Below are 25,562 nucleotides of genomic sequence, written 5' to 3'. Positions count from 1 at the left end.
AGGACCGCGCCGATGAAATTTTTCGTAGATACCGCCGAAGTTGATGAGATTGCCGAGCTGAATGATCTGGGCATGGTTGATGGGGTGACGACCAACCCGTCGCTGATCATGAAATCGGGGCGCGATATCTTGGAAGTGACCAAGGAAATCGCCGGGATGGTCGATGGGCCTGTGTCCGCCGAGGTTGTCGCCACCGAGGCCGATCAGATGATCGCCGAGGGGCGCAAGCTGGCCAAGATCGCTGACAACATCGCGGTGAAAGTGCCGCTGACATGGGACGGGCTGAAGGCCTGTAATGTGCTGACGGATGAGGGCAATATGGTCAACGTGACCTTGTGCTTCTCGGCCAATCAGGCGCTTTTGGCGGCCAAAGCGGGGGCGACCTTTATCAGCCCCTTCATCGGGCGTCTGGATGATATCAATCTGGATGGTATGGACCTGATTTCGGACATCCGCCAGATTTACGACAATTACGGCTATGACACGCAAATCCTGGCCGCGTCGATCCGGACGGTCAATCACGCCTATCAATCGGCCATGATCGGGGCCGATGTGATGACCGCCCCTCCGAAGGTGATCAAGCAGATGGCGCAACATGTGCTGACCGACAAAGGGCTGGCGGCGTTTTTGTCAGATTGGGAAAAAACAGGTCAACAAATCCTGTAAACCCATGTTATAAGAGCGCCAATTAATCAGAGGCGACAATGAGCAGTAAGCCCGAAATGAACGACACGCTGCGAGAGCGTATTATCTCGCAGCCTGATGTTATCCTTGAAGATCAAGACCTTATGAGGGCTCTGATCTCGGCCAACGAACGTGCGATGGGCGGCAATATCGTCGATCTGCGCGGCATCGCGATGGAGCGGCTTGAGGCGCGGCTGGACCGTCTGGAAGACACCCATCGCAGTGTGATTGCCGCCGCTTACGAAAATTTGGCAGGTACGAATCAGGTGCACCGGGCTATTCTGCGGATGCTGGACCCTGTGGAGTTTGAAAACTTTCTCAAGGATTTGGGCACGGATGTGGCCGCTATACTGCGGGTCGATACCGTCAAACTGGTGCTGGAAACGGTGCAGGAAGATGATGATCCGGCCGTGAAAAAGCTGGGTGATGTGCTGTCTTTGGCTGAACCGGGGTTTATCAAAGCCTATCTGAGCGATGGTCGCCGCCCCGAGGCACGTCAGGTCACGTTGCGCCAGATTCACGAGGGTGACATGCGCATTTATGGCCGCGACGCCGAATTTGTGCGCTCCGAGGCCTGCCTTCTGCTTGATTTCGGCGAAGGCCGCCTGCCCGGTATGTTGGTGATGGGGGCCGAAGACCCGCATATGTTCACCCCGCAACAAGGCACCGATCTGCTGGCGTTTTTCGCAGGTGTGTTTGAACGGGCCATGCGCCGCTGGTTGTCATGATCAGCCCCGCAGCCCGCGACGCGTTGCAGGGCTGGTTGAACGCGCAAAAGGCGCTGAAAGGCGCGTCCGAGAACACGATCACGGCCTATTCTCGCGATGTCGCTGATTTTCTAAGCTTCATGACCACGCACAAAGCCGAGTCCCAGGGGTTGGCCCCGCTGGCCCGCATCACCGTATCGGACATGCGCAGCTGGATGGCATATACGCGCGGCACGGATATTGGCCCAAGGTCGCTGGCGCGCAAACTGTCTGCCGTCAAAAGCTTTTATCGCTGGCTGTCCGAACGGGAAGGATTTGACCCCTCTGCGGTGCTGTCCACCCGCTCGCCCAAGTTCCAACGCAAACTGCCCCGCCCACTGGCCGAAGATGCCGCCAAGGAGATGATCGAGACGGTCGAAATGCAATCGGCCACACCTTGGGTCGCGGCGCGGGATCAGGCGGTAGTGACGCTGCTTTATGGCTGTGGCTTGAGGATATCCGAAGCCCTTGGCCTGACCACGAACGACCTCCCGCTTGGTGATACCATCCGTATTCTGGGCAAGGGCGGTAAAGAGCGTCTGGTGCCGGTGATCCCGGCGGCGCGCGCTGCGGTGAACCACTATCTGCGCCTGTTACCCTATGAGCTGCCCGAGGATGGCCCCCTTTTCATCGGCGTGCGTGGCCGCAAGCTGAGCCCGCGGATGGTGCAGAAGGTGGTTGAGAAAACGCGAATGCAGCTGGGCCTGCCGTCCAGCGCCACACCCCATGCCATGCGCCACAGCTTTGCCACACATCTGTTGAATGCGGGCGGTGATCTGCGCGCTATTCAGGAATTGCTGGGCCATGCGTCGCTGTCGACAACTCAAGCCTACACCGCCGTGGATACCGCGCGCCTGATGGAGGTTTATGAACGCGCCCATCCCAAGGCCAAAGCTGGGTCACGGTGAGCGCGCGCCAGTCGCCAGAGATGCAACAGTTTGATTGCACCCCCTTCGAATTTACGGCAAAGAGCGCGTCATGAGCAAATCCCTGAAAGCCTATGCCGTCCATCTGTTCACTGCGACAGGTGCTGTTTTCGCCATGCTGGCCATGCTGGCGGCCGTAGATGGCAAATGGGACATGATGTTCCTGTGGCTGGTGGTGGCCTTCGTGGTCGATGGCATCGACGGGCCACTGGCGCGCCGCTATCAGGTCAACAAATACGCGGCGAATATCGATGGCAATATCCTGGATATGATCATCGATTACATGACCTATATCTTCATTCCGGCCTTTGCCCTGTTCAAATCAGGGCTGTTGCCGGGCTGGACGGGATGGTTTGCGATCATCGTGATCACCTTTGCCAGCGCGCTATACCTGGTTGATACACGCATGAAAACAAAAGACAAATCCTTTTCCGGCTTTCCCGGATGCTGGAACATGGTGGTGTTGGTCCTGTTCGCGATTGAGCCCAATTTCTGGATTAGCCTGGTGTTGGTGGCGGTGTTGGCCGTGGCAATGTTCACACCGCTCAAGTTCATTCATCCGGTGCGCACAGTGCGCTGGCGGCTGCTGTCTTTGCCCATGGCGCTGGCCTGGACATTTTTTGCTGGCTGGGCCGCATGGGTCGAGTTCCATCCCGAAAGCTGGGCGCATTGGGGGCTGATCATCACCTCTGTCTATCTGTTGGTAGCAGGGGTGTTGCAACAGATCATCCCCGAGCGTGACGCCCACTCGAAGGTCGAATAAGCAAACCACCCTCTTGCCAATCCCGTCTGCACATGGTCTCGATTTCAGCAATTGCTTTTGATTGTAAGAAAATCGCCATGTCTCAGCCGCTCAAAATCATCGTCATCGGCGCCGGTATCTGTGGCCTGAGCAGCGCGATCTGGCTGCGACGGGCCGGTCATGACGTGACCCTGATCGACAAAGACGGCCCCGGCGCGGGTGCATCTTATGGCAATGCCGGGCTGTTGGCGCAATGGGGGATCGTGCCGATCAACACGCCCGGATTGGCGCGCACAGGTCTGAAATACCTGTTTGACTCCAACGCCCCGCTGTTCATGCAATGGGCGCATTTCCCGCGCCTGATCCCATGGTTGATGAAATTGCTCAGCCACGCCAATGACCGGGGTGTACAGCATATGGTGGGCGCCTTGCACACGCTGTTGAATGACAGCCTCAGCCAACATCAGGCGCTGACCCATGGCACCTCGGCCGCGAAATGGGTGACGCCCAGCGACTTCCTATATGCCTATGGCAACCGCAGTGAGTTTGAGGCCGACAGCTACACCTGGGCCAAACGCGGCGAGGTCGGGTATCATGTTGAGGTGATCGCAGGCCCTGCCGTTCAAGAGACCGAGCCTATTCTGGGGCCGAATGTGGGCTGCCTAGCCTTGACCAAAGGGCACGGGCATATCCTCAATCCGGGGGCCTATATGCAGGCGCTGGCGGATGTGTTGGTGGAGGAAGGTGGCAGTTATCGTCAGGCCGAGGTTCTGGATTTCGCCCTGAGCGATGGCAAGATCACCGAGGTGCAGACCGATCAGGGCGCCCTGCCCTGTGATCACGCGGTGCTGGCAGCGGGTATTTGGTCAAAACCTTTGATGAAGAAGCTGGGATTGAAAGTGCCGCTGGAGGTCGAGCGCGGACACCACCTGCAATTCACCAACCCGTCGCAGAAACCCAATACGCCGATGATGATCGCCAGGGGAAAATTCGTGGCAACGCCTATGGAAATGGGTCTACGCTGCGCCGGCACCGTGGAGCTGGGCGGACTGGATGCCACACCATCAAAAGCACCACTAGAGTTGATCCGTAAAGGGACGACATGGGCGTTTCCCGATCTGACTTATGATGGCGTTGAGGACTGGGTGGGCTTTCGCCCCTCAACACCCGACAGCCTGCCTTTGATCGGAGATATCAACGGTACCGGAATTTATGCCGCTTTCGGGCATCAACATATCGGGCTGACAGGCGGGCCTAAGACCGGGCGCTGGGTCGCCGACCTGATCTCCGGGAAGCGGCCCAACGAGGATCTGGCGGCATTTGATGCCAACCGGTTTGGCTGATTTCAGCCAACTTCCGTTTTGGCGATCACGCGGCGGCCTGCGGGTCCGAATGCGCAAATCAAGAGCGGGCGGCAAAATGCACCTATGATGCGCTAGCAGCCCAGTCCCAATAGAGATCGCGCACCCGGCGCGTGATTGGCCCGATCTGATACTGCCGGTCATCAAACGCTGTCACTGGCGTGACCTTCATCATGTTGCCTGACAGGAAGACTTCGTCAGCATCCTCGAAATCGGCGAAACTCATGACGGTCTCATGTACGCGAACCCCGTCGGCACGCAGGTTTTTGATATGGCGCGCGCGGGTGATGCCCGCCAGAAACGTCCCGTTGGGGACCGGCGTGAAAACCTCGCCATCCTTAACGGCAAACACATTGGCAGTCGCGGCTTCGGCCACATTCCCCAAGGCATCGGCGACCAGCGCATTGTTGAAGCCCTTGGCCTTGGCCTCGGCCAGCATCCGGGCGTTGTTGGGGTACAGGCAGGCGGCCTTGGCGTTGACCACCGCGTCCTCCATCACAGGACGGCGAAACCGCGTGCGGGTCAGGGTTGCCGAGTCTTCGGGCCGGGCCATGGGAATCTCTTCCAGGCAGATGGCAAAACCGGTTTCGCCGCCGTCTTTGGGCACGATCGCGGACAGACCCCCGTCCAGCGCCCAATACATCGGCCGGATGTAAACCGCCGCATCTTTTGGGTAGGCCTTCAACCCGTCCTTGACGATCTCCACCATCTCTTCGGTGCTGACGGTTGGTTCCACCATCAAGGCACGGGCCGAGGCATTCACCCGCGCGCAATGCTTGTCCAGATCCGGGGTCAGCCCATGCGCCATGCGCGCGCCATCAAACACGTTGCTGCCCAGCCACATGCCATGATCGGCAGCCTTCATCACCGCGATGTCACCCTCATGCCAGGTGCCATTGTAATAGGTGCGGATATTGGTGCCGGTTGCCATGCCTGCTCTCCTCATGGGGTGTCGGGCGCAACACTAGGCCCGGCGGGCTGGGCCGTCCAGAGGCGGATCAGTCGGGATCGCGGTGCAGTTCATGGCACGAGCAATGCACCCCGCCGCCGCCCAGTGCGAACATGTCATAGTCAATCGCCGTGACGGTGAAGTCCAAGTTTTCCAACTGGCGATTAACATTCACGTTATGGCTCATCGACAAGACGCGTTTGTTGCCCAAAGACACGACATTACCGCCCAGCTGAACGCAATCAGCATAGGCAACCTTGACCACGTCGGTCCCGTGCCGGTCTTTCAGATAGTCCAGCGCATAAGGCTGCAACGCGTCCTCACACACAAGTGCCAGGCCCTTTTCCAACATCACCACCACCGCATCCATATGCACGAATTGCGGCGGGATGGGTGTGACAAGAACCTCCCAATCCTTTTCGCGCAGCCAACCTGCCACCTGATCCGCCCCCTCCTTGGTCGAACGATCGCCGGACCATCCCAACAGGGCGACACCCGGTTTCAGGATCACAAAGTCACCACCTTCAAAATGCCCCGCAGTGACCCATTTCCAAATCGGGATGCCGACATCGTTGTAGAACCGGCTGGCCACAGCATAGTCACGCCTGCGCGGTGGTGTTTGGATCGAGGTGATCACGGCCCCCCACGGCGTCATGAAGCTGCTGTCACGGGTAAACACAGATGAAGGCAGCCCTTCATCGGCTTCGACAAAATGTACCTTCACACCATTTTGTTCGTACACCTCCACCATTGCACGGTGCTGCTTCTGCGCCAGTTGCGCATCAAAGCTGTGACCCATCTGTTCCATATTGGCGAACGTCACTGCGGAAATGGAATTCAGCGGCACCCAACGGAAATGATCGGGCTTGCCCAGCAGAACATCGGTGAGAACGCCGGTTTGTGCCGTAACGCCCCAACGGAGTTGATCAGTATCTGGCATCGCATGGCCTTTTCGCGTCATCCGGATAAAGCAGACCAGAGAAACGTTTCACAATCAACGCTAACGACATCATGTAATCTGCGCCAATGCGCCTTTGGCGACCTGCATCAAAACATTGCGCGGCAGGCCCGCTGCCGCCATCACCCGCAATCCGTGGTAACTCGCCTGTAGCGCAGCGGCCTCGTGTTCTCGCCCTGGCCCCAGGGCTTTCTTGAAGGCTTTGAGACTGGAACGCATCATCGCCTGAACGGCCTCATGCGTGGCCTCATCGCTTTGAGCCTGATCAATGCTGGCATTGCACATAAAGCACCCGCGCGGGTCGGCTTCTTTCGCGGCGGCGTAAAAGAGTGTTTCAAGTCGCTCGCGCAATGGCTCTGACGCTGCCAAAACCTTCGCCGCCGCCGTCATTTCCTCGCGCGCGTAGGACTGAAGGGCAGCGAGATACATCCGCCGTTTATCACCCCACTGGCGATAGAGGCTTTGTTTGTTCAGGCCGGTGGCCTTTTCAATGTCCTGCATCGAAGCCCCGTCATAGCCATTGGCCCAGAACAGGGCCTTTAGCTCCAGCAGGGTGTCGTCGGGGTCGAAAGAGCGTGGTCTTGCCATAAAGTTCCCATTTCCGTGAGGGCGATGAAATATGCGGATCAAGTTGTTGACCAATCGGTCCGTAACTTCATATGACATTCACATTCGGGATGCAACAGCTGCTCCCATTCAGACAGAAGACAACAGGAGATACACAATGCATCCCGTCCTCGAAACCCGCCCCTCACTGGCCGAACTGACCGAAATCGAACGCCTCGACTCAATCCTCGCCCGCCTGTCACGTCGTGCTGACAATGGCCCACGTGGGCTGGCGCATGCCGCTCTTGCGGCTGGGCTTTCAACCCAGTCACACGGCTAGCCTTTCTTTTACCCAGAATGTGACCGATCGGTCCGAAACTAACCTTAATCCGATATAAGGAACCCTGAAAATGACTGTTTTTGAAACCACAGCCCCCTCGCAATCCCGCCTTCTGGATGTGGTGGCCGACAAGGCCATCTTTGTCGCCCTTCCCATCGTCTTCCTTTGGTTCGGTGCCATGAAGTTCACTGCTTACGAGGCTGGCGCCATCGAAGGCCTTGTTGCCAACAGCCCGTTTCTTGCTTTGCTTTACAACATCTTGAGTGTTCAGGCCGTGTCGAACCTGATTGGTACGGTTGAACTGATCATCGCCGCCCTTTTGGCGCTGCGTTTTGTCGCCCCCAAGCTAGCTGCGATCGGGGCCGCCGGGGCTGTTGCCACTTTTGCCGTAACCTTCAGCTTCTTTCTCAGTACGCCGGGAGTTTTCATTCCCGAACACGGTACGCTGGCCATTTCGGTTCTGCCGGGTCAGTTTTTGCTGAAAGACATCGTTCTTCTGGCCGCATCAATCTGGGCGTTGCGCGACGCTCTGCGCGCTTGAGGCGTTAGTCTCCTGAGATGGCGCGTCGCCATGGCGACGCGCCTGCAATCAGGTCGCAATCACCATCTTTCGTCCACGGCCAAATAGCCCCCGGGCGAACCGCTTTGGTACTTTGGCCAGTTCAGCCCTGGTTGCTGACAAGAACGTCGTCCCTTGGCGCATCCGCAAACATCATCCCGCCGTCATGAGCGCATTCGAGAGTTTGTCGAAAGCCTGCTGCCAACCGCCTTCGCCGGGAGACCCCTCCGGGATACCGACATGGGTCATTTTCATATGCGTTCCCTCTTCGGTCGCTTTCAATTCGACAATGACCTCGGTGAAATCCGGCGTCCCCTCGGGCATCCCCATACTCGTCGGCGATATGAGTGTGCCGTCCGGCTGACACATGCTTTCGGTGTAAACCAACCTGAACGGCGGATCGATTTCCTTGTAAACGCCTGTGAACCACATCGACATGGTCTGACCCGGGCGGTCCAACTGCATACACACTTTCCGCGTGCCGCCGATCTTCACGTCCATCTGTGCGACAGGCACGCTCATCCCGTTGGGGCCAAACCACTTTTTGAACAGGCCGGGATCCGCCCACATCGCCCAGACCGCCGCCACCGGTGCGGCAAAGCGGCGTTCAATCGTTATCCATTGCGATGTATCAGTCATCGGCCTCTCCCCATGTTGTATTGCCCTTGGTAAGATAAAACGCGCTCAAAGGACAGCGCTAGAGAGGGGCAAACCACCGTTATGGGGAGGGGTATCAGGCCCCGACCATTCCCACGATTTCATAGGTCTTCTTCAGGATTGGTGCGGCAATCTCGCGGGCCCGCCCTGCGCCATTGGCCAGGATTCGGTCAATCTCGGTCACATCCTGCATCAGCCGGGCCATTTCGTCTGAGATTGGCGACATCTTGGCTACCGCCAGATCGGCCAGCATCGGCTTGAACTCGGAAAAGGCCTTGCCGCCCACCTCCGCCATCACCGCCTCGACGCTTTGTTCGCTCAACGCCGCGTAGATATTGACCAGATTACGGGCCTCGGGGCGGGTTTCCAACCCGTCAACTTCGCTGGGCAGGGGCTCGGGGTCGGTCTTGGCCTTGCGGATCTTCTTGGCGATCATGTCGGCATCATCGGCCAGGTTGATGCGGCTGAGGTCCGAAGGATCGGATTTTGACATCTTCTTCGATCCATCCCGCAGGCTCATCACCCGTGTCGCGGCACCCTCAATCACCGGTTCGGTGATGGGAAAGAAATCGACGCCATAATCGTGATTGAACTTGGTGGCGATATCGCGCGTCAGTTCCAGATGCTGTTTCTGATCCTCGCCCACCGGCACATGAGTGGCGTGATAGGCCAGAATATCGGCGGCCATCAGGGCCGGATATCCAAACAGCCCCAGCGAGGCGTTCTGCGCATTCTTACCCGCCTTGTCTTTGAACTGCGTCATCCGCTGCATCCAGCCCATGCGGGCGACACAATTGAAAATCCACGCCAGTTGCGTGTGCTCGGCCACCTGGCTTTGGTTGAACAGAATGGATTTCGCCGGATCAAGGCCACTGGCGATGTAACCCGCGCAGAGTTCGCGCGTGGCATGGCGCAGCTTGTCAGGATCCTGCCAGACGGTGATCGCATGCAGGTCGACCATGCAGTAGATCGTCTCGATCCCGTCATTCTGCATGTCGACAAAGCGCTTCATCGCGCCCAGGTAATTGCCCAGTGTCAAACCGCCCGAGGGCTGGATGCCTGAGAAAACGCGGGGTGTGTGGACCACCTCGGTCATGGGATACTCCGTCTGGATTAATTCATCCGCCTCGCTTACTTGTGGGTCAGAGCGGCGTCAAGGAGAGCGCGCATGAGCAGTGACGATCAGCACCACACACCCCCGGTCAGCCCGGTGAACGCGTTGCCGCCGGTGGTGGTGGCCTTGTTCCTGGTAATCATCGGTGTCGAGGCGATGTTTTCCTTTGGCGAACAGGGCCTGATTGGCGGCCCCGCCGCAGTGGGGTGGCGCAATAACGCCATTCAGGCCTATGCCTTTAACAGCGATGTCATGGCGTGGATGCTGGGCAACGGGATTTATCCGGCCGAGCATCTGCAGCGGTTCGTCACCCATATCTTCATTCATGGCGGGTTCACCCATGCGCTGTTTGCCGGCGCGATGGTATTGGCTTTGGGCAAGTTTGTGGGCGACGTGTTCAATCAATGGGCGACTTTGGCGCTATTCCTCATTTCGTCGGTAGTTGGCGCCGTGGTTTACGGGCTGATCGCCCCCGAGCAGCCCTGGCTTTATGGCGCGTTCCCCGGTGTCTACGGGTTGATTGGCGGGTTTACCTACCTGATGTGGTTGAAGCTGGGGCAGATGGGCGCGCAGCAATTCCGCGCCTTCACGCTGATCGGGTTTTTGCTGGGCATTCAACTGGTCTTTGGGCTGCTGTTTGGCGGGAACAGCTGGTGGCTGGCGGATGTGGCCGGTTTCGCCGCCGGTTTCTGTGCGTCCTTTATCCTGAGCCCAGGGGGCTTTCACAAGCTGCGTGAGAAGCTAAAGCGTCAATAAAGGCTTAGCGCCGAAACGCCTCGCGCAGCTCTCCCCGGCGGAAAGCGCCAAGCATCAGGCCCACGCCGAAATAGGTGCCCGCACCGATGGCGATCAACAGCAACAGGGCCAGCCAGCGCAGCACCGGGATCAGGATAAACGCGTTCAACGCAAGAGCCGCAAACCACAAAACCCCTCCCATGACCAACGAGGCAATGACAATCCGCCAGATGCGGCGGCGGAAACGGTCGTCGAACCGTGCAACCTCGCCAAACGGGCGCGCACCGCGCATCAACAGCCAGACCATCGCCCAGCCTGCCGCCGTGGTCGCAATAGCTGCCGAAACCCAGCCGATGTAGAAGGTCAGCCCAATGGCCAGCACCGCATTGATCACCATCGCCACCACCGCATAGCGGAACGGGCTTTTGGTATCTTCGCGGGCGAAAAACAGCGGCTGCAGGATTTTTTGCAGCACGAAGGCTGGCAGACCAAGGCCGTAGATTGCAACCGCCAGCGCCGTGGCCGCCGTGTCATCAACACCGAACGCGCCGCGTTCAAACAACACGGTGACCAGTGGGATCGGGATCACCATCAGGGCCACCGCCGAGGGAATGGTCAGGGCCAGTGAAATCTCGCCCGCCCGGGAAAACGCCTCGCGCGCACCGGTGTGATCTTCGACCTTCAGGCGGCGAGAGAGATCAGGTAGCAAAACGATGCCTACGGCAATGCCCACCACACCCAGTGGCAATTGATACAGCCGGTCTGCCGAATACAGCCAGCTGACCGCCTTGTCGTAATGCGAGGCCACCTGTTGGCCGACAAGCAGGTTAATCTGCATGACACCCCCGGCCAGTGCGGCAGGTATCGCGATGCGCACCAACTGTGCCATTTCGGGAGTCCAGCGCGGGCGCACCGGACCGATATGCAGGCCTGCTTTGCGCGCAGCAATCCAGACCAGCGCCAGCTGCGCCACCCCGGCGAAGGGAATGGTCCAGACCAGCGCCAGAACCACCTCGCCGCCCATGTACCACGCCACGCTCATAGCTGTCACAAGCATGATGTTCAGGATCACAGGGGCCGCCGCTGCAGCGGCAAAGCGCCCGGCGGCGTTCAGAACACCGGAAAACAATGCCGCCAGCGAAATGAAGAAAATATAGGGAAAGACAATGCGACCGAATTCAACGGTCATGCCAAACCGCGCATCGCCCGAAAACCCTTCGGCCGTGGCCCAGACCAGCGCGGGCATGAACACCATCGCCAGCCCTGTCAATGCCAACAGGATCAGGGCAAGACCCGACATCGCCAGCGAGGCAAACCCTTCTGCGTCCTCATCTGCCTCAAGCCGCTTGGAAAACATCGGCACAAAGGCGGCGTTGAACGCGCCTTCGGCAAAGAACCGGCGGAACATATTGGGCAGGCGGAAGGCAGCCACAAACGCGTCCATCGCGGCACCCGGTCCCAGCCAGCTTGCGATCAGAACATCGCGCAGAAAGCCCAGGATCCGGCTCATCAGCGTCCAGCCGCCGACGGTCAGAATGCTGGACAGCATGCGCACAGGTCTCATGAAACAGCCTTCGTCACAAAGTTACTGTGCGAGGGATAGCGGATTGACCGGAGGGTGGAAAGGGCCGGGTGCACTTGGTGATGTCGCTCCGAAGCCAGTGGGTCTGCTTCGGGCCTGAAGCGGCCATCACTGTAATGCGCCCAGCCGGTGAACAGCCGTGCAGCGGCCCGGCCAGAAATCTTTGAGGCGAACCAAAATCTCTATGCCCAGTTTCTAGGTAAACCGATTGTCCCGCGGGAATCCGCGCGGGGCCATTCGCCCGGCGCTGGCGCGTTTGCCTTGCCATTCGGCCAGTTCCGTCTCGGTGCGGGTGCGCCCTGCCGGGTCCAGCCAGCTCAGACCATCCTCGAGCGTAAAGGTGGTGGCATCTGACAGCCCACCGTCCTTATATTTCTGCAGGCGCACGCCCTTGCCCCGACCCATCTCGGGCAGCTCATCCAGGCCAAACAACAGCACTTTGCGATTTTCCCCAACGCAGGCTACGTGGGTGCCGGTGACCGGTTTACACACCTTGGCGCGCACATCTTCTTTGACGTTCAGAACCTGTTTACCCGTGCGGGTCTGGGCCAGCACATCGTCCTCGGGCACCACGAACCCATCGCCTGCCGATGACGCGACCAACAGCTTGCGCCCCTGCGCATGGATAAAGAGGTCGACAATCTCGCACTCGTTGGGCAAATCCACCATCAGGCGCAGCGGTTCACCCATGCCGCGCCCACCGGGCAGGTTCGACGCCGAAATCGTGTAGAATCGCCCGTTTGATCCAAACGCCAACAGGCGATCCGTGGTCTCGGCATGGAACATGAACCGGGGACCGTCGCCGTCTTTGAACTTCAACTCCCGGTCCAGATCAATGTGGCCGGTCATCGCACGAATCCAGCCCATCTGCGAGCAGACAACGGTAATCGGCTCGCGATCAATCATCGCCTCAAGCGGAACCTCTTCGACTTCGGCGGCCTCTTCGATCAAAGTGCGGCGCGCGCCGCCCTCGTAATCCTTGCCGAAGGTCTTCTTGACCTCCTTGAGCTGTGTCGCAATCGCGTCCCATTGCTGAGTCTCGCTCTCCAACAGGTCTTCAAGCCCGACGCGCTCTTCCATCAGGGTATCGCGTTCCTTGACCAGCGCATCCTCTTCAAGGCGCCGCAATGAGCGCAGGCGCATGTTCAGGATCGCCTCGGCCTGCACGTCCGACAGGCCGTTTTCGCGCCCGTCATAGCTGTGCGGGATGGCGCGGGTCTCGCCGCTTTCTTCCAGCACGCCGGTGGCCACGGCCCCTTCGTCGGCAACAAGGCGGAGGCTGTCCATATCCACCCCGTCCAGCGGCGAGACATAATCGGCCTCGTGCAACGCGCGGCTCAGCGTCTCTTGATGCGGGCGGCTCCAATCCTCGTACATCAGCGCCGCCTTGGGGTCATCGTCGTAGCGGATGATCTCGATCACGCGGTCGAGGTTGAGAAAGGCGGTGATCAGCCCCTGCAGCACCTCAAGCCGGTGGTCAATCTTGTCCATCCGGTGCCGGGCGCGGCGCACCAGCACGTCGCGCCGAAAATCGAGGAAGGCCCGCAACACTTCCTTCATCGAACAGACCTTGGGCGTCAGCCCGTCGATCAGCACGTTCATGTTGAGCGAGAAGCGGGTTTCCAGATCGGAATTGCGATACAGCATGCCCATCAACACATCCGGCTCCACGTTCTTGGAACGCGGTTCAAGGATCAGGCGGATATCATCGGCCGATTCATCGCGCACATCCGCAAGGATCGGGATCTTCTTAGTCTGGATCACCTCGGCGATCTTCTCGATCAGCTTGGATTTCTGCACCTGATAAGGAATCTCGGTGACCACGATCTGCCACTGCCCCCGGCCCAGATCCTCGACCTCCCATTTACAGCGTAGCCGGAAACTGCCGCGCCCCGTGCGATAGGCCTGCGCAATATTCTCGGGCGGTTCTACGATCACGCCGCCGGTCGGGAAATCGGGGCCCGGCACATAGTTCAGCAACGTATCGTCGCGGGCATCGGGCGTCTTGATCAGATGCAGGCAGGCATCGACCAGCTCGGCAATGTTATGGGGCGGGATATTGGTCGCCATGCCGACCGCGATCCCGGAGGAACCATTGGCCAGAAGATTCGGAAAGGTGGCCGGCAGCACGACCGGCTCGGTCAGGGTGCCGTCGTAATTGTCGCGGAAATCTACGGCGTTTTCATTCAGCCCTTCCAGCAGCGCCTCGGCCACGGCGGTCATGCGCGCCTCGGTATAGCGCGAGGCCGCCGGGTTATCCCCGTCGATATTGCCGAAATTCCCCTGCCCGTCGACCAGCGGATAGCGCACGGCAAAATCCTGCGCCAGACGCGCCATGGCATCGTAAATCGCCGCGTCGCCATGCGGGTGATAGTTGCCCATCACGTCGCCGCTGATCTTGGCGGATTTGCGGAAACCCCCTGTCGAGCTGAGCCTCAGCTCGCGCATCGCGTAGAGGATTCGGCGGTGAACAGGCTTCAGACCGTCTCGTGCATCCGGCAAAGCGCGATGCATAATCGTGGACAACGCATATGTCAGATACCGCTCGCCAATGGCGCGGCGCAGCGGTTCAGCCACTTCATCAGGGCCTATATTGGGGTCGTCGACCAAATCACTCATAGATGATGTGATACCCAAGCACGGATTCGGCGTAAATCCCCAAATACGCCTCTTCACATAAAGTGGCTGTCAGGAAACAGATCACCCTGGGGAGGGAAAGATTCCAGAAATTCCCATGAAGCGAGGGAACGAATCGTATAGAAAAGAGTTCTGTCGGTAAGGGAATCCTGGGGGATCCATTTTATGTGGCGTTTTATGCTTTTGACTTTCGCGTTTTTGGGCTGGTCGTTCTATGTACTGAGCGGCGGGTCCGAGTATGAGCCCGTGGCCAATTCGATTCAGGCCCGTGCGGCCAGCGGAATAGACACCGTCGCCGAGGTTCAGGTGGCCACGCTGGACCCCGTTGAAAGCGCCGAAACCGACGCCCCCGAAGTGTCCCGCGCTGCAACGCTGAGCGATCTTGCCGCCAATTCAGAGTCAGGTGATGACCGCTTTCAGATTACCTTGGCCTCGACCAGTGGGTCTGATGCGGTGATGCCGGCGCTCACATCTGCCGAACCCGAAGTGATTTCGGCCTCTTATGACACACCTGTCGAGGACGCCGCGCAACCGTCGCAGGACGCGCTCAATGCCGCCGTGGCCGATGCCCTGTCCGGCGATGTGGCCCGGGCCAGCTCGGACACCAGCACCTGGAGCGAAAACGGCGTGTTGCAAACCGAAGTGTTCAGCCTCGAGACCTATTCTCAAGCGGTCGACAGTGGCATCGTGATGGCTTCAAGCAACGCTGTGCTGGCCTCCGAAAGCACCGATCATCGCGAGGTGACAGGCAATGTGGTCAATATGCGCGCCGGGCCAGGCACCGAGTTTCAGGCGGTTGGCAAGCTGAGCAAAGGCACAAAGATCGCCGTTCTGGACGAGCCGGGCAACGGCTGGATCATGTTGGAAGTGATCGAAACCGGGGAAACCGGCTGGATGGCTGACTGGTTACTGACGGCTTCAAACTAAAGCGCGAACCAAGGCATCTAGCCCGTGTCATGGCCTGCGGCGGACAATACCGCCGCGGGTTTTCCTGTTTTTCAGGCACAGGGCGCTTCTGAATTGCTGGCCGTAGATGTCCGGGTCTGCACGTTAGTTGGAAAGGACAAAAAGACGCGGTTGTTGGTTTTGGAATGTTGGCATCTTGATTCCCTAACCCCACTTCATACGTCAACCTTGAGAGGCGAGGGGCAACCACCCTACTGCTCTCACGGGTTGGCGACACTTCCCGTGGATCGCCCCCGTTCCCCTTATCTGAAAGGAGCAAACGATGGGGCGTGAAGTCACGCTATTCAGCAGCAAAGAAACCAAATCTTCTTCCGAAATAGCCACGTTCCTGCGTGATCTGGCAAGCCGATTGGAGGCAGGTCAGGTGACGTTGCGGCGCGGGACCGACGAAATCGTGTTGAATTTGCCTGAGACCTTGGTGCTGGAACTCAAGGTTGAAGATGAAGAGAAACGTCACAAAGGGCCCCAGCACAGTCTTGAGGTTGAGCTAAAATGGTATGATGGAATGGCCCCGACGGATCCCGTGCAACTCGGCTAGGTCTCGCTATTTCAGCTGACTGTCTTTTGACCCTCGGCGGTTGATCCCGCCACGGGCCTTATAAGCGCTGTCACGGTCCTGCGCACAATCAATGCACAGTTTCACCCCCGGGATCGCATCACGCCGGGCCTGGGGGATTTCCTCGTCGCATTCGGCACAATGGCTCAGGCTTTCGCCCTGCGGCGCAGGCCGGGATTTCAGCCGTTTCAGCTCGTCCTCTATCGAGGCTTCGATCTGCTCACTGACTGCGCCATCGCGCGCCCATCCACCGGCCATGATGCCCTCCTGCTGTCCGCAGGCATCCTACCCAACACGTCACCCACTGGGCAAGCCATCAGGGCTTCGCGGTCAACACAGTATAGTCTCGAAAAGGCGTTTCACCCGCCTGGGTCTGCGCAATCATGCCCTTTAGCACCGAAATCGCAGCCGGAGAGGTGAACGGTACGTTGTGATTTAGCTCCTCTCCGTCGCCCAGCGCTGTGAAGTCAATGACCTTCACGTCCAGACCCGCCACGGCATCAGTGCTGTCAATCACGCCCAGTCGCGGCTTGCGCCCCGTCAGCAAACCCGCAAGCGACAAAGCACGATCCTGCTTGGAAATAAAAATCAGGAAGGGGTCAGGCAACGTGCCGATCGCCTCGGCTTGGCTACGAAACACATCCGGGTCGATATCCGGCGACATCAACACGACCGCATTGATCCTGTTCAGGAGCCGCCGGTTGCCGCTGAGGGCCGCCTGCCGCAAGGTCTCCATCACCAGATGCGCCCCCATCGAGTGAGCCAGCAAAACCACAGTTTTGTTTGAGCCCTGGGTCAGCGCATTCAGCGTCGCTTCAAAATCATCGCGGGCCGTAAGGACACTGTCCCGATCATAGGCATATCCCCGCGGGTCGCCGGCGGAGGGCCATGAGTACAGCATGCCCGGCTCGGAGCCGCCAAAATCTGCCCGGATTTGTGCGAAGCGGTACACCGATTCCGAGAAAGTAGAGTTATATCCATGCACATAAACAAGGGTTTCCTCCCCCGGCATATCGCGACGCATAGAACCGATCATCGCCGGGGCATTGCGGTAGACCTGCAAATCCGTGACCACAAAATCGGTTGCCGCATCCGGCGGGCCCTTTGGCCATGAAATCTTGCCCGGCTTGTGCGTGGGCGGGATCGACACGTCAACATGCATGTAATTCTGGCCCTTGGGGCGATTCTCGCCAAAGATCGGGCCAAGGTTGTCCAACGCCAGTTCTGTGGTCACATAAATCCGCTCAGTACTGGCAAGCGGGCTGGGCGGCGCAAGTTTTGCAGCCTGACGCGGCGCGCAAGCCGACAAGGCCAAAACCAGCATCAGACACGCAACTTTACTCAGGCGTGGAACATAACAATGATAAAGACGTGACGCGGACATAAAAAAAGCCCCTCCCGCAGATGGGGAGAGGCTACTTTTTTATCCCGCAAAGGGGAAGCGGTTACGCGGTGGCCAGCATTCCTTTTTCATCGGCCAGCGCACGCATGCGCTTTTGCAGCTTTTCAAAGGCACGCACCTCGATCTGGCGGATGCGTTCGCGGCTGACATCATACTGACTGCTGAGGTCTTCCAGCGTGATGGTCTTTTCGCTGAGGCGACGTTGAGTCAGAATGTCTTTTTCGCGGTCATTCAGCACATCCATCGCCTCGGCCAGCAATTCGCGGCGCGCTTCCAGCTCGTCCCGGGCCTCGTAATCGCCCGCCTGGTCGGCATCCTCATCTTCCAGCCAGTCCTGCCATTGCATGGACGCGCCGTCTTCGCTGCCGATCGTGGCATTGAGCGAGGCATCGCCGCCAGACATCCGGCGGTTCATCGAAATCACCTCGGTCTCGGTCACCCCCAGGTCTGTGGCAATCCGCTTGACGTTGTCGGGGTGCAGATCCCCCTCCTCCAGCGCGCCAATCCGTGCCTTGGCCTTGCGCAGATTGAAGAACAGCTTCTTCTGCGCGCTTGTCGTGCCCAGTTTCACCAGTGACCAGCTGCGCAGGATGTATTCCTGAATGCTGGCCCGGATCCACCACATCGCGTAGGTGGCCAGACGGAAGCCTTTTTCCGGATCAAACCGTTTGACGGCCTGCATTAGGCCCACATTGGCCTCGGAAATCACCTCGGCCTGGGGCAAACCATAGCCGCGATAGCCCATGGCGATCTTGGCGGCCAGACGCAGATGCGACGTCACCATCTTGTGTGCCGCTTCGGTATCCTGCTTTTCCACCCAGCTTTTGGCCAACATGTATTCTTCTTCCGGCTCCAGAAGCGGGAATTTACGAATCTCTTGCATATAACGGTTCAGACCGCCCTCCGGCGTCGGTGCCGGCAAATTCTTGTAATTGCTCATAGGACTGCCCCTCCCAATGTTTATGGCGTTAACATGTATATAGGTGAGCGTTAACACCCCTTCAAGGTGTACTATTCGGTTTAGTTAAGAGAATATCATCATAATTGCCTTGTTTTAAAGCTTTGTGACAGGGGTCTCACGCAACTGTGCGGGGTGTTTCATCCCCGCAGATCGGCGATCAGGGCTTTCATATCACCGGGCATTGGCGCTTCAAACCGGATCTTCTCGCCGCTGACGGGGTGCTCGAACCCCAAAACAGCCGCATGCAGCGCCTGCCGGGGGAACCCGGCAGCCGCCTCGATCCCCTTGGGCGGTACAGCCTTCATCGGCAATTTACGCCGCCCGCCGTAAACCGGATCGCCAATCAGCCCATGGCCCGCATGCGCCATATGCACGCGAATCTGATGGGTGCGCCCGGTTTCCAGCCAGCATTCCAGCAGCGCGGCACGTTCGGGCTTGCCGAAGGCCTCCACCACTCGGGCGCGGGTCACCGCGTGGCGTCCACCTTGAAACAGCACCGCCTGCTTTTGCCGATCCGTTTTGTGGCGCGCCAACTGCGTGGTGATACACAGCACATTTCCCGGCTCAAAGCTGACCCCACGCAAACCACGCAAGCGCGGATCATTGCCATCGGGCACACCATAAACCACCGCATGATACTTGCGCTCGACGCTATGCGCCTCAAACTGCGCGGCCAGCCCGTGATGCGCGCGGTCCGTCTTGGCAACCACCAGCAAGCCACTGGTATCCTTGTCAATTCGGTGCACGATTCCCGGCCTCTTTAAGCCGCCCACCCCGGACAGACTATCCCCGCAATGATGCAACAGCGCGTTGACCAGCGTGCCCGACGGCGTGCCCGGTGCAGGATGCACCACCATTCCCACGGGTTTATTGATCACGATCAGGTCGTCATCCTCATAGACCACGTCCAGCGGGATATCCTCGGGGCCAATATGGGTTTCAGTCGCCTCTGGTATCGCGATTTCGATAAGGTCATCTTCGACCAGCTTCACCTTTGCATCGGTGATCACCGCGCCATTCACCCGCACCGCGCCGTCGCCAATCAGACGCGCCAGGCGCGTGCGCGACAGGCTGGCCTGCTCTGGCACATCCCGCGAAAGCGCCTTATCAAGACGCGGCGGCGGGTTAACCCCGATGCGGAACGACAGAATGGATTCAGTGATGTCAGACAACTCAAATCCTCAACCGGTTGACGCAGGTCTGGTGAAATATCTGCGCATCCTGGTGACCGTTCTGACCGTCACCATGATCGTTGGGTTTCTAGTGATCGTGTTCCTGTTTGTCACGAAATTCTCCGAGGCATTTGGCCCCGAACTGCCAGACGAAATCACCCTGCCCGGCGGGGCCGAGGCCACTGCCTTTACGCAGGGCGACACATGGTACGCGATCGTCACTAAAGATCAGAAAATCCTCATTTTCGACCGGGACAGTGGCACAGTGACACAGGAAATCACCATAACCGCCGGAGAATAAAGGGAAGGGATGGTACCACCTCCTGGTCTCGAACCAGGGACCTCTTGATCCACAATCAAGCGCTCTAACCAACTGAGCTAAGGCGGCACTCAACGCTGAATTAGCTATTGCGGATTTAAAATGCAAGCCCGTTGAGGGCGTTTTGCGCGAAACTTTGGGGCTCTTATTTCGGGTCTGGCGCACCTTCTGACAATGCAATCTGCCAGCTTTGCTCGATCATATCATGCCCAAAGGCGCGTGCGGGTTTCGAGTCGGTCAGAACGAACCCCACGCGTTGGTAAAGCGCGCAGGCAGCGGCATGGCGGGAATAGGTCGACACTTGCATGGCCTGGTATCCGGCATCCCGCGCAAACCCCATCGCGTTGGAAAGAAGCGTTTGGCCAAGCCCCCGGCCCCGCAATTCAGGCATCAGCAGGAAAAGCCGCAGCTTTGCAGTTTCTTTCGACAGACGGGTGCAAAAAAGCGATCCTGCCCGCCGATCCCCCTGCATCACGACCCAGCCGCGCTCACAAACCGGGTCGTGGTCGGCGATGAAGCCCTCCAGAACGCTCTGAACCAGAGGCTGAAAACCGTCGTCAAATCCTTCATCCCGCCGATAGAGCGTGCCGTGGATTTGCGCAATCCAGTCGACATCCTGCGCTGTTGCAATGCGGATTGATACATCCGTCACGGCCGCGCCGGGGCAGGTTGGCGGGCCTCAGGTGTCATTCGACAGATACTGAATCGCCGTAAACCCTTCAAAACGGGGAGCGCCGTCATGCAGTTTGCGGCTGTCACCCGCCTTAGCATGGGCATCGCGGAACTGCTGCGACCTGGTCCAGCCCAGAAAGGCTTCTTCGCTCTCCCAGACCGTGTGCGAGGCATAAAGGCGCTTGCCGTCCTCTTCGGGGCCCTTGAGCATATGAAATTCAATAAAGCCCTCCATATCCTTGAGGTGGCTGTCACGCCCCAGCCAAAGCGCCTCAAACTCAGCAGCATTTTCCAGCGGGACGGTAAAGCGGTTCATAGCAAGATACATCAGACATCTTTCTTTGATTTGAGAAGGGTCTCATCACGGGACGAGAGACCAAAAAAGGCTGGCGCATCAACAGCTGGCACCCGTATTTTAATCCCTTTTGAGGGGGATGCAATCTCCCGACCGCTTGCCAAAAGACGTGGAACCCGCTAGGTCCAAAGCGCATTTTTCGGAGGCGATCATGGGCATCAACAGCGAAAGCAATATCGAGGCCAACCTGCAGATCGGGCCCACCGATCAGGGCATGGTGCGCCTGTTTGTCGAGGCGCAAAATATTGAAATCCCGATGGATTTTGACCCCGAAGAGGCGCGTGAGATTGCCGAGGAACTTCTGGCGGCGGCCAAAGCGGCCGAACTTAAAGTCTCGTAAAACCCGGGTCGCGCAGGCCGTGCAGGCGCAGCGCCGCGTGCCGGGCAAACCGGCGCGTCAGGGCAGTGCGCCGCGAAGCGGGCAATTTGGTCTCAGGCGCCATGCGAATGATCTCGGCGTTGTAGGCGTCGGCGATGATCAGGCCCGTCCCGTCGGGCAACAGATCGGTGGGAAACGCCTCATCCACCGCCCAGAAATAGCGATCGCACCACTCCAGGTATCCTTCCCATTTCGCATCCGACGTAAAATCGGCACGCGAGGATTTGCACTCGATCACCCAGACCTCGCCCTTGGGTCCCAGTGCCATCACATCCACGCGCTTGCCACGCTCGGGCGTGAATTCTTCAATGGATACAAAATCATAACCCTGCAAAGCACGGCACACACCGCGCGCCAGAAGCTGTCCGGGTTGCAGAACGGTATCGGCGAGTTGCTCCATCCGGCGATTATGAACAAAAGATGAACATATGCAAGCCCTTGCCGCAGAGCCTTGTTGCCACTAGGTAGGGCAGTGGCGGGTTCTGCCCTTCTCGTTCACGGTTGCATTCCGGTGGCCTTAAACAATTCCGAGGGAGCTGGCTCTGTCCTGGCCCTGGCCTGGTTACCCGGCGCCCACCTGTACATACAGGTCCTCGGGAATGAGATAACCCAACGGTTGCGTGCGGTCCCGCCACATTATTCCATCCACCATACAGACATCGGGCCTTGCAGATCACCGCAAGGCGTAACTGGCTTTAAAAACTGAGAAAAATCAGTGCTTGTTCCAGAATTGACGTGCGCCCTGATCGGCGCGCACCGGAATAGCGGCATGTTCGCGCTGCATCACGCGCTCGCGCAGACCGCCCCCAGGGCCGTCATCATCGTCGTCATCCTTCATCCGCATCACCGCGATGCCGAACTGTACGCCTGCAAAGATGATCCCGTTCGAGATCCAAAGGATCAGAAGGGCCAGCCAGCCCTTGTCAGATGTCGAAATCAGATGCCACAGATTTGCGATGTTGAACCACAACAGCATCCCCACAAAGACCGCGGCCAAGGCAAAGCCGATGGCAACATTCACAATGTAGAGACGGATCAGTTTCGGCATGGGTCGATTCCCTTTGCGGAGTACGCCTTAGATTTTAGCACACTCAGCGGCCCAAACAAGGGGATGGGTAAAGAACGGCCGCGCCGGGGCCATCGCCAAAGCCATTATCCGCTAAAGGAAATTCTTGTGAACGTCCGGCACAAATTCCTGATCATCCATGGGCGGGCGCACATAGCCGCGTTGGGCTGGTCGCTCTTCCAATACCACTGGATCCCGCTGAACATCCTCATAGGGGATCAGCGACAACAGATGGTTGATGCAGTTCAGACGGGCGTGCTTTTTCACATCGGAAGACACCACATACCAAGGCGCCTGCTTGATGTCGGTGTGAGAGAACATGTCATCCTTGGCCTTTGAGTAGTCCACCCAGCGTTTGCGGCTTTCCAGGTCCATCGGGCTGAGCTTCCACTGTTTTGTGGGGTCGGTCAGACGTTTCTGAAAACGGCGCTCCTGCTCTTCGTCGCTGACCGAGAACCAATACTTGATCAGTTGGATTCCAGACCGCACCAGCATCCGCTCAAATTCGGGGCAAGAGCGCATGAACTCTTTGTACTCGTCGTCGGTGCAGAAGCCCATGACACGTTCGACCCCGGCGCGGTTATACCACGAGCGATCGAAAATCACGATTTCGCCCGCGGCAGGAAGATGTGCGACATAGCGCTGAAAATACCATTGCGTCTTTTCGCGTTCCGTCGGTGCGGGCAAGGCCACCACCTGACAGACCCGGGGGTTCAGCGCCTCGGTGATGCGCTTGATCGTCCCGCCTTTCCCGGCCGCATCGCGCCCTTCAAAAATGATCGCCACCCGGTGGCCGGTCTCCTTGACCCATTCCTGAAGCTTGACCAGTTCGATCTGCAAACGGGCCAGTTCGGCCTCGTAATCATCGTTTCTGATCTTAGTGCGTGGTGCCTTGGCTTTGTCTGACATGGTGGTCTCTCCCTCGACGACGTCTTCGCGCATCGCAATAAGGGTCTACCCTGCACCAATTACGGGTAAGCGGTCAAATCAGAACGCGTCGGGCCGGGCCTCGCGGGCCATATGATCCAGCACCGCGTTGACAAAGCTGGGCTCCTTGCCCTCGGGGTAAAAGCTTTTAGCGATATCGACGAATTCCATGATCACCACTTTGGGGGGTGTATCAGATTGCGTCATCTCGGCCCCTGCAGCGCGAAACAGGGCGCGCAGCGTAGGGTCGATCCGCGCGATTGGCCATTTGGCCACCAGCGCCCGGTCCGTCATCTGGTCGATCAGGGCCTGATGGTTCACCGCATCGCGCATGAGGGCCTCAAACAGCTCGGGATCTCCCTCGGCCATATCGCCCTCGTCATATTCCGCGCCAAAGCGGAAATCTTCAAATTCCTGGATAACGCGATCCACGGTCTGGCTGGAATGCTCCATCTGGAACAGCGCCTGCACCGCATAAAGCCGCGCGGCCGAGCGCATCTTGCGTTTCTGATTACCGGAAAGTTGGGTCATGCCTTGGGATTGTCCTTCAGCCCACCAGCGAGCTTGTATTCTTCGGCCTCGGGCAGAAAGCCGACACCTTTGCGCGCCGATCCCCATTTACGGGTCAGGGCAATCAGGTGCAAAGCCGCCGCTGCGGCCCCTGCCCCTTTGTTCATCTTGTCGGGGTTGGCGCGGGCCTCGGCCTGATCACGGTTCTCAACGGTCAGGATGCCATTGCCGATGCACAGCCCTTGCAGCCCCAGCAAAGTGATCCCGCGCGAACTGTCATTGCAGACGGTTTCGTAATGCGTTGTCTCGCCCCGGATGACACAGCCCAGCGCGACATAGCCGTCAAAATTGCTCAGCCGCCCGGCGATACCAATCGCAGTGGGCACCTCCAATGCGCCGGGCACTTCGATCAGTTCATATGTGGCACCCGTGGCTTCGATTTCGGCCGTGGCCCCGGCGATCAGCTGATCCGCCAGATCGCGATAAAACGGTGCAACCACGATCAGAAGCTTCACAGGTTTATCGAATTCCGCGCGCGGCATGGTGTATTCGGTTCCAGCCATCAGCCTTCCCCTTCGCTCAGGGGCCGAGTGCCCACAATCGAAATACCGTAGGCATCCAACCCCAGATATCGGGTACTTGGGCTGTCGGTCAGCAGAATCAATTGATGAATGCCCATGGTCGACATGATCTGCGCGCCAAGCCCGGTCTGTTTGATCGTGCGCGGGGCGTCGTCATCCTCCACCTCAGAGGCCAGCGTTGGACGAGGTTGGCGGAACAGGAACACAGCGCCCCGCCCCTCGGCGGCAATGATCTCCATTGCACGGGGCAGCTTGCCGGTGGGGGCGCCTTTACGGGCCACCAGCCCAATGCCCAAAACGTCTTCGAGCGCATTCAATGCGTGGGTGCGCGCCAGAACGGGCTGGCCGTCGGTGATATCACCCTTTGTCAGCACCACATGTTCGGTATTGGTGATCTGATCCGCCCAAATCCGCATTTCCCATTCTCCGCCATGGGATGAATGGATCGTCTCGCGGCACATTTCGCGAACCAGGTTGTCGTGTTTGTGGCGATAGGCGATCAGATCGGAAATCGTGCCGATCTTCAGCCCATGTTTCTGCGCAAACTCCACCAGATCGGGCAGGCGCGCCATGGTGCCGTCTTCCTTCATGATCTCACAGATCATGCCCGAAGGGTGCAAACCCGCAAGGCGAGAGATATCCACCGCTGCCTCGGTATGACCCGCCCGGATGAGCACCCCGCCATTGCGTGCGCGCAGCGGAAAAACGTGACCCGGCGTGGCAATATCTGCCGCCGTGTTCTGGTCATTGATCGCCGTGGCAATGGTCAGAGCGCGATCAGCCGCGGAAATGCCAGTGCTGACCCCTTCGCGCGCCTCGATCGAGACGGTAAACGCGGTTTCGTGGCGTGAGGAATTGTTGACGGCCATCATCGGCAGGCCAAGATGGTCAATCCTGTCGGACGTCATCGGCAGACAGATCAACCCACGCCCATGGGTGGCCATGAAATTGACCGCATCGGCGGTGGCAAACTCGGCCGGGATTACCAGATCGCCCTCGTTCTCGCGATCCTCATGATCGACGAGGATGTACATGCGCCCGGCCTTCGCCTCGGCGATGATTTCCTCGGTCGGGGCTATTGCGGCGCGCAGGCCGTGCTCAACGGGGCCGGGTTTCTCGAATGGCAGGCTGTCGGACATCTTAAGGGGCCTCTGTGGTGC

At 58.7% G+C, this 25,562-nt stretch carries 31 protein-coding genes and 1 tRNA gene; 12 read left to right on the top strand and 20 right to left on the bottom strand.

The genetic code is table 11. The features are described from left to right. Positions 1-12: 12 nt before the first annotated feature. From fsa to V6N02_RS20305, 5 genes are all read left to right on the top strand, one after another. Positions 13-666, top strand: a complete 654-nt coding sequence (gene fsa, locus V6N02_RS20325) for a fructose-6-phosphate aldolase (protein WP_371228857.1) — start codon at positions 13-15, stop codon at positions 664-666. 38 nt (positions 667-704) lie between these two features. After that, positions 705-1,412, top strand: a complete 708-nt coding sequence (locus V6N02_RS20320; protein ID WP_371228855.1) for a DUF484 family protein — start codon at positions 705-707, stop codon at positions 1,410-1,412. Then, positions 1,409-2,338 (top strand): tyrosine recombinase XerC, encoded by a 930-nt coding sequence (locus tag V6N02_RS20315; RefSeq protein WP_371228852.1) that lies wholly within the window; start codon positions 1,409-1,411, stop codon positions 2,336-2,338. The genes V6N02_RS20320 and V6N02_RS20315 overlap by 4 nt, the downstream gene beginning before the upstream one ends. A gap of 70 nt (positions 2,339-2,408) precedes the next feature. Continuing rightward, complete coding sequence (locus V6N02_RS20310; RefSeq protein WP_371228849.1) at positions 2,409-3,119, top strand: CDP-alcohol phosphatidyltransferase family protein; 711 nt, start codon at positions 2,409-2,411, stop codon at positions 3,117-3,119. A 77-nt stretch (positions 3,120-3,196) separates the two neighbouring features. Continuing rightward, the gene (locus V6N02_RS20305; protein ID WP_371228847.1) at positions 3,197-4,441 is read left to right on the top strand and encodes an NAD(P)/FAD-dependent oxidoreductase; all 1,245 of its coding nucleotides are present in this window, start codon (positions 3,197-3,199) and stop codon (positions 4,439-4,441) included. Between the two features lie 82 nt (positions 4,442-4,523). Here the strand turns inward: V6N02_RS20305 and V6N02_RS20300 are convergent, their stop codons facing one another. The 3 genes from V6N02_RS20300 to V6N02_RS20290 all read right to left on the bottom strand — a co-directional run bounded on the left by V6N02_RS20300 (position 4,524) and on the right by V6N02_RS20290 (position 6,954). Beyond that, positions 4,524-5,390, bottom strand: coding sequence for a branched-chain amino acid aminotransferase (locus tag V6N02_RS20300; RefSeq protein WP_371228844.1), 867 nt, complete (start codon positions 5,388-5,390; stop codon positions 4,524-4,526). 67 nt (positions 5,391-5,457) lie between these two features. Beyond that, entirely contained in the window at positions 5,458-6,348 is an 891-nt protein-coding gene (locus V6N02_RS20295) for a dimethylarginine dimethylaminohydrolase family protein (RefSeq protein WP_371228841.1), read from the bottom strand. Positions 6,349-6,417: 69 nt separating this feature from the next. Next, a complete protein-coding gene (locus V6N02_RS20290; protein WP_371228838.1) occupies positions 6,418-6,954 on the bottom strand; it encodes a TetR/AcrR family transcriptional regulator in 537 nt (178 codons plus the stop codon). A 136-nt stretch (positions 6,955-7,090) separates the two neighbouring features. Between V6N02_RS20290 and V6N02_RS20285 the strand changes: the two genes are divergently transcribed. Further along, on the top strand, positions 7,091-7,252 hold the full coding sequence (locus V6N02_RS20285) for a hypothetical protein (RefSeq protein WP_371228835.1): 162 nt from the start codon (positions 7,091-7,093) through the stop codon (positions 7,250-7,252). Between the two features lie 70 nt (positions 7,253-7,322). Next, complete coding sequence (locus V6N02_RS20280) at positions 7,323-7,793, top strand: DUF417 family protein (protein ID WP_371228832.1); 471 nt, start codon at positions 7,323-7,325, stop codon at positions 7,791-7,793. Between the two features lie 171 nt (positions 7,794-7,964). Here V6N02_RS20280 and V6N02_RS20275 read toward each other — a convergent pair whose 3' ends face one another. Continuing rightward, positions 7,965-8,450 (bottom strand): SRPBCC family protein, encoded by a 486-nt coding sequence (locus tag V6N02_RS20275; protein ID WP_371228829.1) that lies wholly within the window; start codon positions 8,448-8,450, stop codon positions 7,965-7,967. 94 nt (positions 8,451-8,544) lie between these two features. Then, positions 8,545-9,564 (bottom strand): tryptophan--tRNA ligase, encoded by a 1,020-nt coding sequence (trpS, locus tag V6N02_RS20270; RefSeq protein ID WP_371228826.1) that lies wholly within the window; start codon positions 9,562-9,564, stop codon positions 8,545-8,547. Positions 9,565-9,636: 72 nt separating this feature from the next. Between trpS and V6N02_RS20265 the strand changes: the two genes are divergently transcribed. Next, complete coding sequence (locus tag V6N02_RS20265) at positions 9,637-10,338, top strand: rhomboid family intramembrane serine protease (RefSeq protein WP_371228823.1); 702 nt, start codon at positions 9,637-9,639, stop codon at positions 10,336-10,338. Between the two features lie 4 nt (positions 10,339-10,342). Here the strand turns inward: V6N02_RS20265 and murJ are convergent, their stop codons facing one another. Beyond that, positions 10,343-11,881 carry a murein biosynthesis integral membrane protein MurJ gene (gene murJ / locus V6N02_RS20260; protein WP_371228820.1) on the bottom strand — a complete coding sequence of 513 codons (1,539 nt, stop codon included), beginning with the start codon at positions 11,879-11,881 and terminating at the stop codon, positions 10,343-10,345. A 213-nt stretch (positions 11,882-12,094) separates the two neighbouring features. Next, positions 12,095-14,518: a DNA topoisomerase IV subunit A gene (locus V6N02_RS20255; RefSeq protein WP_371228817.1), complete on the bottom strand. Its 2,424-nt coding sequence runs from the start codon at positions 14,516-14,518 to the stop codon at positions 12,095-12,097. A 195-nt stretch (positions 14,519-14,713) separates the two neighbouring features. Here V6N02_RS20255 and V6N02_RS20250 point away from each other — a divergent pair, with 195 nt between their 5' ends. Next, positions 14,714-15,463, top strand: a complete 750-nt coding sequence (locus tag V6N02_RS20250) for an SH3 domain-containing protein (RefSeq protein WP_371228813.1) — start codon at positions 14,714-14,716, stop codon at positions 15,461-15,463. Positions 15,464-15,764: 301 nt separating this feature from the next. Continuing rightward, entirely contained in the window at positions 15,765-16,040 is a 276-nt protein-coding gene (locus V6N02_RS20245) for an amphi-Trp domain-containing protein (protein WP_371228810.1), read from the top strand. Between the two features lie 6 nt (positions 16,041-16,046). Here V6N02_RS20245 and V6N02_RS20240 read toward each other — a convergent pair whose 3' ends face one another. From V6N02_RS20240 to V6N02_RS20225, 4 genes are all read right to left on the bottom strand, one after another. Then, a complete protein-coding gene (locus tag V6N02_RS20240) occupies positions 16,047-16,316 on the bottom strand; it encodes a DksA/TraR family C4-type zinc finger protein (protein WP_371228807.1) in 270 nt (89 codons plus the stop codon). 58 nt (positions 16,317-16,374) lie between these two features. Beyond that, positions 16,375-17,442 (bottom strand): alpha/beta hydrolase, encoded by a 1,068-nt coding sequence (locus V6N02_RS20235; protein ID WP_371228804.1) that lies wholly within the window; start codon positions 17,440-17,442, stop codon positions 16,375-16,377. A 61-nt stretch (positions 17,443-17,503) separates the two neighbouring features. Beyond that, complete coding sequence (rpoH, locus tag V6N02_RS20230; protein ID WP_371228801.1) at positions 17,504-18,400, bottom strand: RNA polymerase sigma factor RpoH; 897 nt, start codon at positions 18,398-18,400, stop codon at positions 17,504-17,506. A 158-nt stretch (positions 18,401-18,558) separates the two neighbouring features. After that, positions 18,559-19,584 (bottom strand): RluA family pseudouridine synthase, encoded by a 1,026-nt coding sequence (locus V6N02_RS20225; protein ID WP_371228882.1) that lies wholly within the window; start codon positions 19,582-19,584, stop codon positions 18,559-18,561. Here V6N02_RS20225 and V6N02_RS20220 point away from each other — a divergent pair. Then, positions 19,583-19,894 (top strand): DUF6476 family protein, encoded by a 312-nt coding sequence (locus V6N02_RS20220; protein WP_371228798.1) that lies wholly within the window; start codon positions 19,583-19,585, stop codon positions 19,892-19,894. The genes V6N02_RS20225 and V6N02_RS20220 overlap by 2 nt on opposite strands. Before the next feature lie 10 nt (positions 19,895-19,904). On the opposite strand, the gene V6N02_RS20215 is transcribed toward V6N02_RS20220, so the two are convergent. From V6N02_RS20215 to hmuQ, 3 genes are all read right to left on the bottom strand, one after another. Then, positions 19,905-19,981 (bottom strand) — tRNA-His (locus tag V6N02_RS20215). Positions 19,982-20,057: 76 nt separating this feature from the next. Beyond that, positions 20,058-20,564, bottom strand: coding sequence for a GNAT family N-acetyltransferase (locus V6N02_RS20210; RefSeq protein WP_371228796.1), 507 nt, complete (start codon positions 20,562-20,564; stop codon positions 20,058-20,060). Between the two features lie 27 nt (positions 20,565-20,591). Continuing rightward, positions 20,592-20,912: a heme-degrading protein HmuQ gene (gene hmuQ, locus V6N02_RS20205; RefSeq protein ID WP_371228793.1), complete on the bottom strand. Its 321-nt coding sequence runs from the start codon at positions 20,910-20,912 to the stop codon at positions 20,592-20,594. A gap of 178 nt (positions 20,913-21,090) precedes the next feature. On the opposite strand from hmuQ, the gene V6N02_RS20200 reads away from it, so the two are divergent. Further along, a complete protein-coding gene (locus V6N02_RS20200) occupies positions 21,091-21,279 on the top strand; it encodes a DUF6324 family protein (RefSeq protein WP_371228790.1) in 189 nt (62 codons plus the stop codon). On the opposite strand, the gene V6N02_RS20195 is transcribed toward V6N02_RS20200, so the two are convergent. From V6N02_RS20195 to ribB, 6 genes are all read right to left on the bottom strand, one after another. Beyond that, a complete protein-coding gene (locus V6N02_RS20195; RefSeq protein ID WP_371228787.1) occupies positions 21,266-21,718 on the bottom strand; it encodes an MmcB family DNA repair protein in 453 nt (150 codons plus the stop codon). The genes V6N02_RS20200 and V6N02_RS20195 overlap by 14 nt on opposite strands. A gap of 312 nt (positions 21,719-22,030) precedes the next feature. Next, the gene (locus tag V6N02_RS20190; protein ID WP_371228784.1) at positions 22,031-22,366 is read right to left on the bottom strand and encodes a hypothetical protein; all 336 of its coding nucleotides are present in this window, start codon (positions 22,364-22,366) and stop codon (positions 22,031-22,033) included. Between the two features lie 111 nt (positions 22,367-22,477). After that, positions 22,478-23,293 (bottom strand): polyphosphate kinase 2, encoded by an 816-nt coding sequence (gene ppk2, locus V6N02_RS20185; RefSeq protein ID WP_371228781.1) that lies wholly within the window; start codon positions 23,291-23,293, stop codon positions 22,478-22,480. 78 nt (positions 23,294-23,371) lie between these two features. Then, positions 23,372-23,842, bottom strand: coding sequence for a transcription antitermination factor NusB (gene nusB / locus V6N02_RS20180; RefSeq protein WP_371228778.1), 471 nt, complete (start codon positions 23,840-23,842; stop codon positions 23,372-23,374). Next, on the bottom strand, positions 23,839-24,384 hold the full coding sequence (locus V6N02_RS20175; RefSeq protein WP_371228775.1) for a 6,7-dimethyl-8-ribityllumazine synthase: 546 nt from the start codon (positions 24,382-24,384) through the stop codon (positions 23,839-23,841). The genes nusB and V6N02_RS20175 overlap by 4 nt, the downstream gene beginning before the upstream one ends. Then, positions 24,384-25,541, bottom strand: a complete 1,158-nt coding sequence (ribB, locus tag V6N02_RS20170) for a 3,4-dihydroxy-2-butanone-4-phosphate synthase (protein WP_371228772.1) — start codon at positions 25,539-25,541, stop codon at positions 24,384-24,386. Before ribB ends, V6N02_RS20175 begins: the two co-directional genes overlap by 1 nt. Between the last annotated feature and the right edge of the window lie 21 nt (positions 25,542-25,562).

Source organism: Roseovarius conchicola (genome assembly GCF_041403425.1).
Lineage (GTDB): Bacteria > Pseudomonadota > Alphaproteobacteria > Rhodobacterales > Rhodobacteraceae > Roseovarius > Roseovarius conchicola.
Note: the sequence above shows the minus strand (reverse complement) of the source record. Positions and strands in the feature narration are given on the sequence as shown.

Bases quoted from the DNA above. Each gene is read 5' to 3' on its own strand.
- fsa (WP_371228857.1), top strand. From the start codon at position 13: ATGAAATTTTTCGTAGATACCGCCGAAGTTGATGAGATTGCCGAGCTG.
- V6N02_RS20320 (WP_371228855.1), top strand. From the start codon at position 705: ATGAGCAGTAAGCCCGAAATGAACGACACGCTGCGAGAGCGTATTATC.
- V6N02_RS20315 (WP_371228852.1), top strand. From the start codon at position 1,409: ATGATCAGCCCCGCAGCCCGCGACGCGTTGCAGGGCTGGTTGAACGCG.
- V6N02_RS20310 (WP_371228849.1), top strand. From the start codon at position 2,409: ATGAGCAAATCCCTGAAAGCCTATGCCGTCCATCTGTTCACTGCGACA.
- V6N02_RS20305 (WP_371228847.1), top strand. From the start codon at position 3,197: ATGTCTCAGCCGCTCAAAATCATCGTCATCGGCGCCGGTATCTGTGGC.
- V6N02_RS20300 (WP_371228844.1), bottom strand. From the start codon at position 5,390: ATGGCAACCGGCACCAATATCCGCACCTATTACAATGGCACCTGGCAT.
- V6N02_RS20295 (WP_371228841.1), bottom strand. From the start codon at position 6,348: ATGCCAGATACTGATCAACTCCGTTGGGGCGTTACGGCACAAACCGGC.
- V6N02_RS20290 (WP_371228838.1), bottom strand. From the start codon at position 6,954: ATGGCAAGACCACGCTCTTTCGACCCCGACGACACCCTGCTGGAGCTA.
- V6N02_RS20285 (WP_371228835.1), top strand. From the start codon at position 7,091: ATGCATCCCGTCCTCGAAACCCGCCCCTCACTGGCCGAACTGACCGAA.
- V6N02_RS20280 (WP_371228832.1), top strand. From the start codon at position 7,323: ATGACTGTTTTTGAAACCACAGCCCCCTCGCAATCCCGCCTTCTGGAT.
- V6N02_RS20275 (WP_371228829.1), bottom strand. From the start codon at position 8,450: ATGACTGATACATCGCAATGGATAACGATTGAACGCCGCTTTGCCGCA.
- trpS (WP_371228826.1), bottom strand. From the start codon at position 9,564: ATGACCGAGGTGGTCCACACACCCCGCGTTTTCTCAGGCATCCAGCCC.
- V6N02_RS20265 (WP_371228823.1), top strand. From the start codon at position 9,637: ATGAGCAGTGACGATCAGCACCACACACCCCCGGTCAGCCCGGTGAAC.
- murJ (WP_371228820.1), bottom strand. From the start codon at position 11,881: ATGAGACCTGTGCGCATGCTGTCCAGCATTCTGACCGTCGGCGGCTGG.
- V6N02_RS20255 (WP_371228817.1), bottom strand. From the start codon at position 14,518: ATGAGTGATTTGGTCGACGACCCCAATATAGGCCCTGATGAAGTGGCT.
- V6N02_RS20250 (WP_371228813.1), top strand. From the start codon at position 14,714: ATGCTTTTGACTTTCGCGTTTTTGGGCTGGTCGTTCTATGTACTGAGC.
- V6N02_RS20245 (WP_371228810.1), top strand. From the start codon at position 15,765: ATGGGGCGTGAAGTCACGCTATTCAGCAGCAAAGAAACCAAATCTTCT.
- V6N02_RS20240 (WP_371228807.1), bottom strand. From the start codon at position 16,316: ATGGCCGGTGGATGGGCGCGCGATGGCGCAGTCAGTGAGCAGATCGAA.
- V6N02_RS20235 (WP_371228804.1), bottom strand. From the start codon at position 17,442: ATGTCCGCGTCACGTCTTTATCATTGTTATGTTCCACGCCTGAGTAAA.
- rpoH (WP_371228801.1), bottom strand. From the start codon at position 18,400: ATGAGCAATTACAAGAATTTGCCGGCACCGACGCCGGAGGGCGGTCTG.
- V6N02_RS20220 (WP_371228798.1), top strand. From the start codon at position 19,583: ATGTCAGACAACTCAAATCCTCAACCGGTTGACGCAGGTCTGGTGAAA.
- hmuQ (WP_371228793.1), bottom strand. From the start codon at position 20,912: ATGTATCTTGCTATGAACCGCTTTACCGTCCCGCTGGAAAATGCTGCT.
- V6N02_RS20200 (WP_371228790.1), top strand. From the start codon at position 21,091: ATGGGCATCAACAGCGAAAGCAATATCGAGGCCAACCTGCAGATCGGG.
- V6N02_RS20195 (WP_371228787.1), bottom strand. From the start codon at position 21,718: ATGGAGCAACTCGCCGATACCGTTCTGCAACCCGGACAGCTTCTGGCG.
- V6N02_RS20190 (WP_371228784.1), bottom strand. From the start codon at position 22,366: ATGCCGAAACTGATCCGTCTCTACATTGTGAATGTTGCCATCGGCTTT.
- ppk2 (WP_371228781.1), bottom strand. From the start codon at position 23,293: ATGTCAGACAAAGCCAAGGCACCACGCACTAAGATCAGAAACGATGAT.
- nusB (WP_371228778.1), bottom strand. From the start codon at position 23,842: ATGACCCAACTTTCCGGTAATCAGAAACGCAAGATGCGCTCGGCCGCG.
- V6N02_RS20175 (WP_371228775.1), bottom strand. From the start codon at position 24,384: ATGGCTGGAACCGAATACACCATGCCGCGCGCGGAATTCGATAAACCT.
- ribB (WP_371228772.1), bottom strand. From the start codon at position 25,541: ATGTCCGACAGCCTGCCATTCGAGAAACCCGGCCCCGTTGAGCACGGC.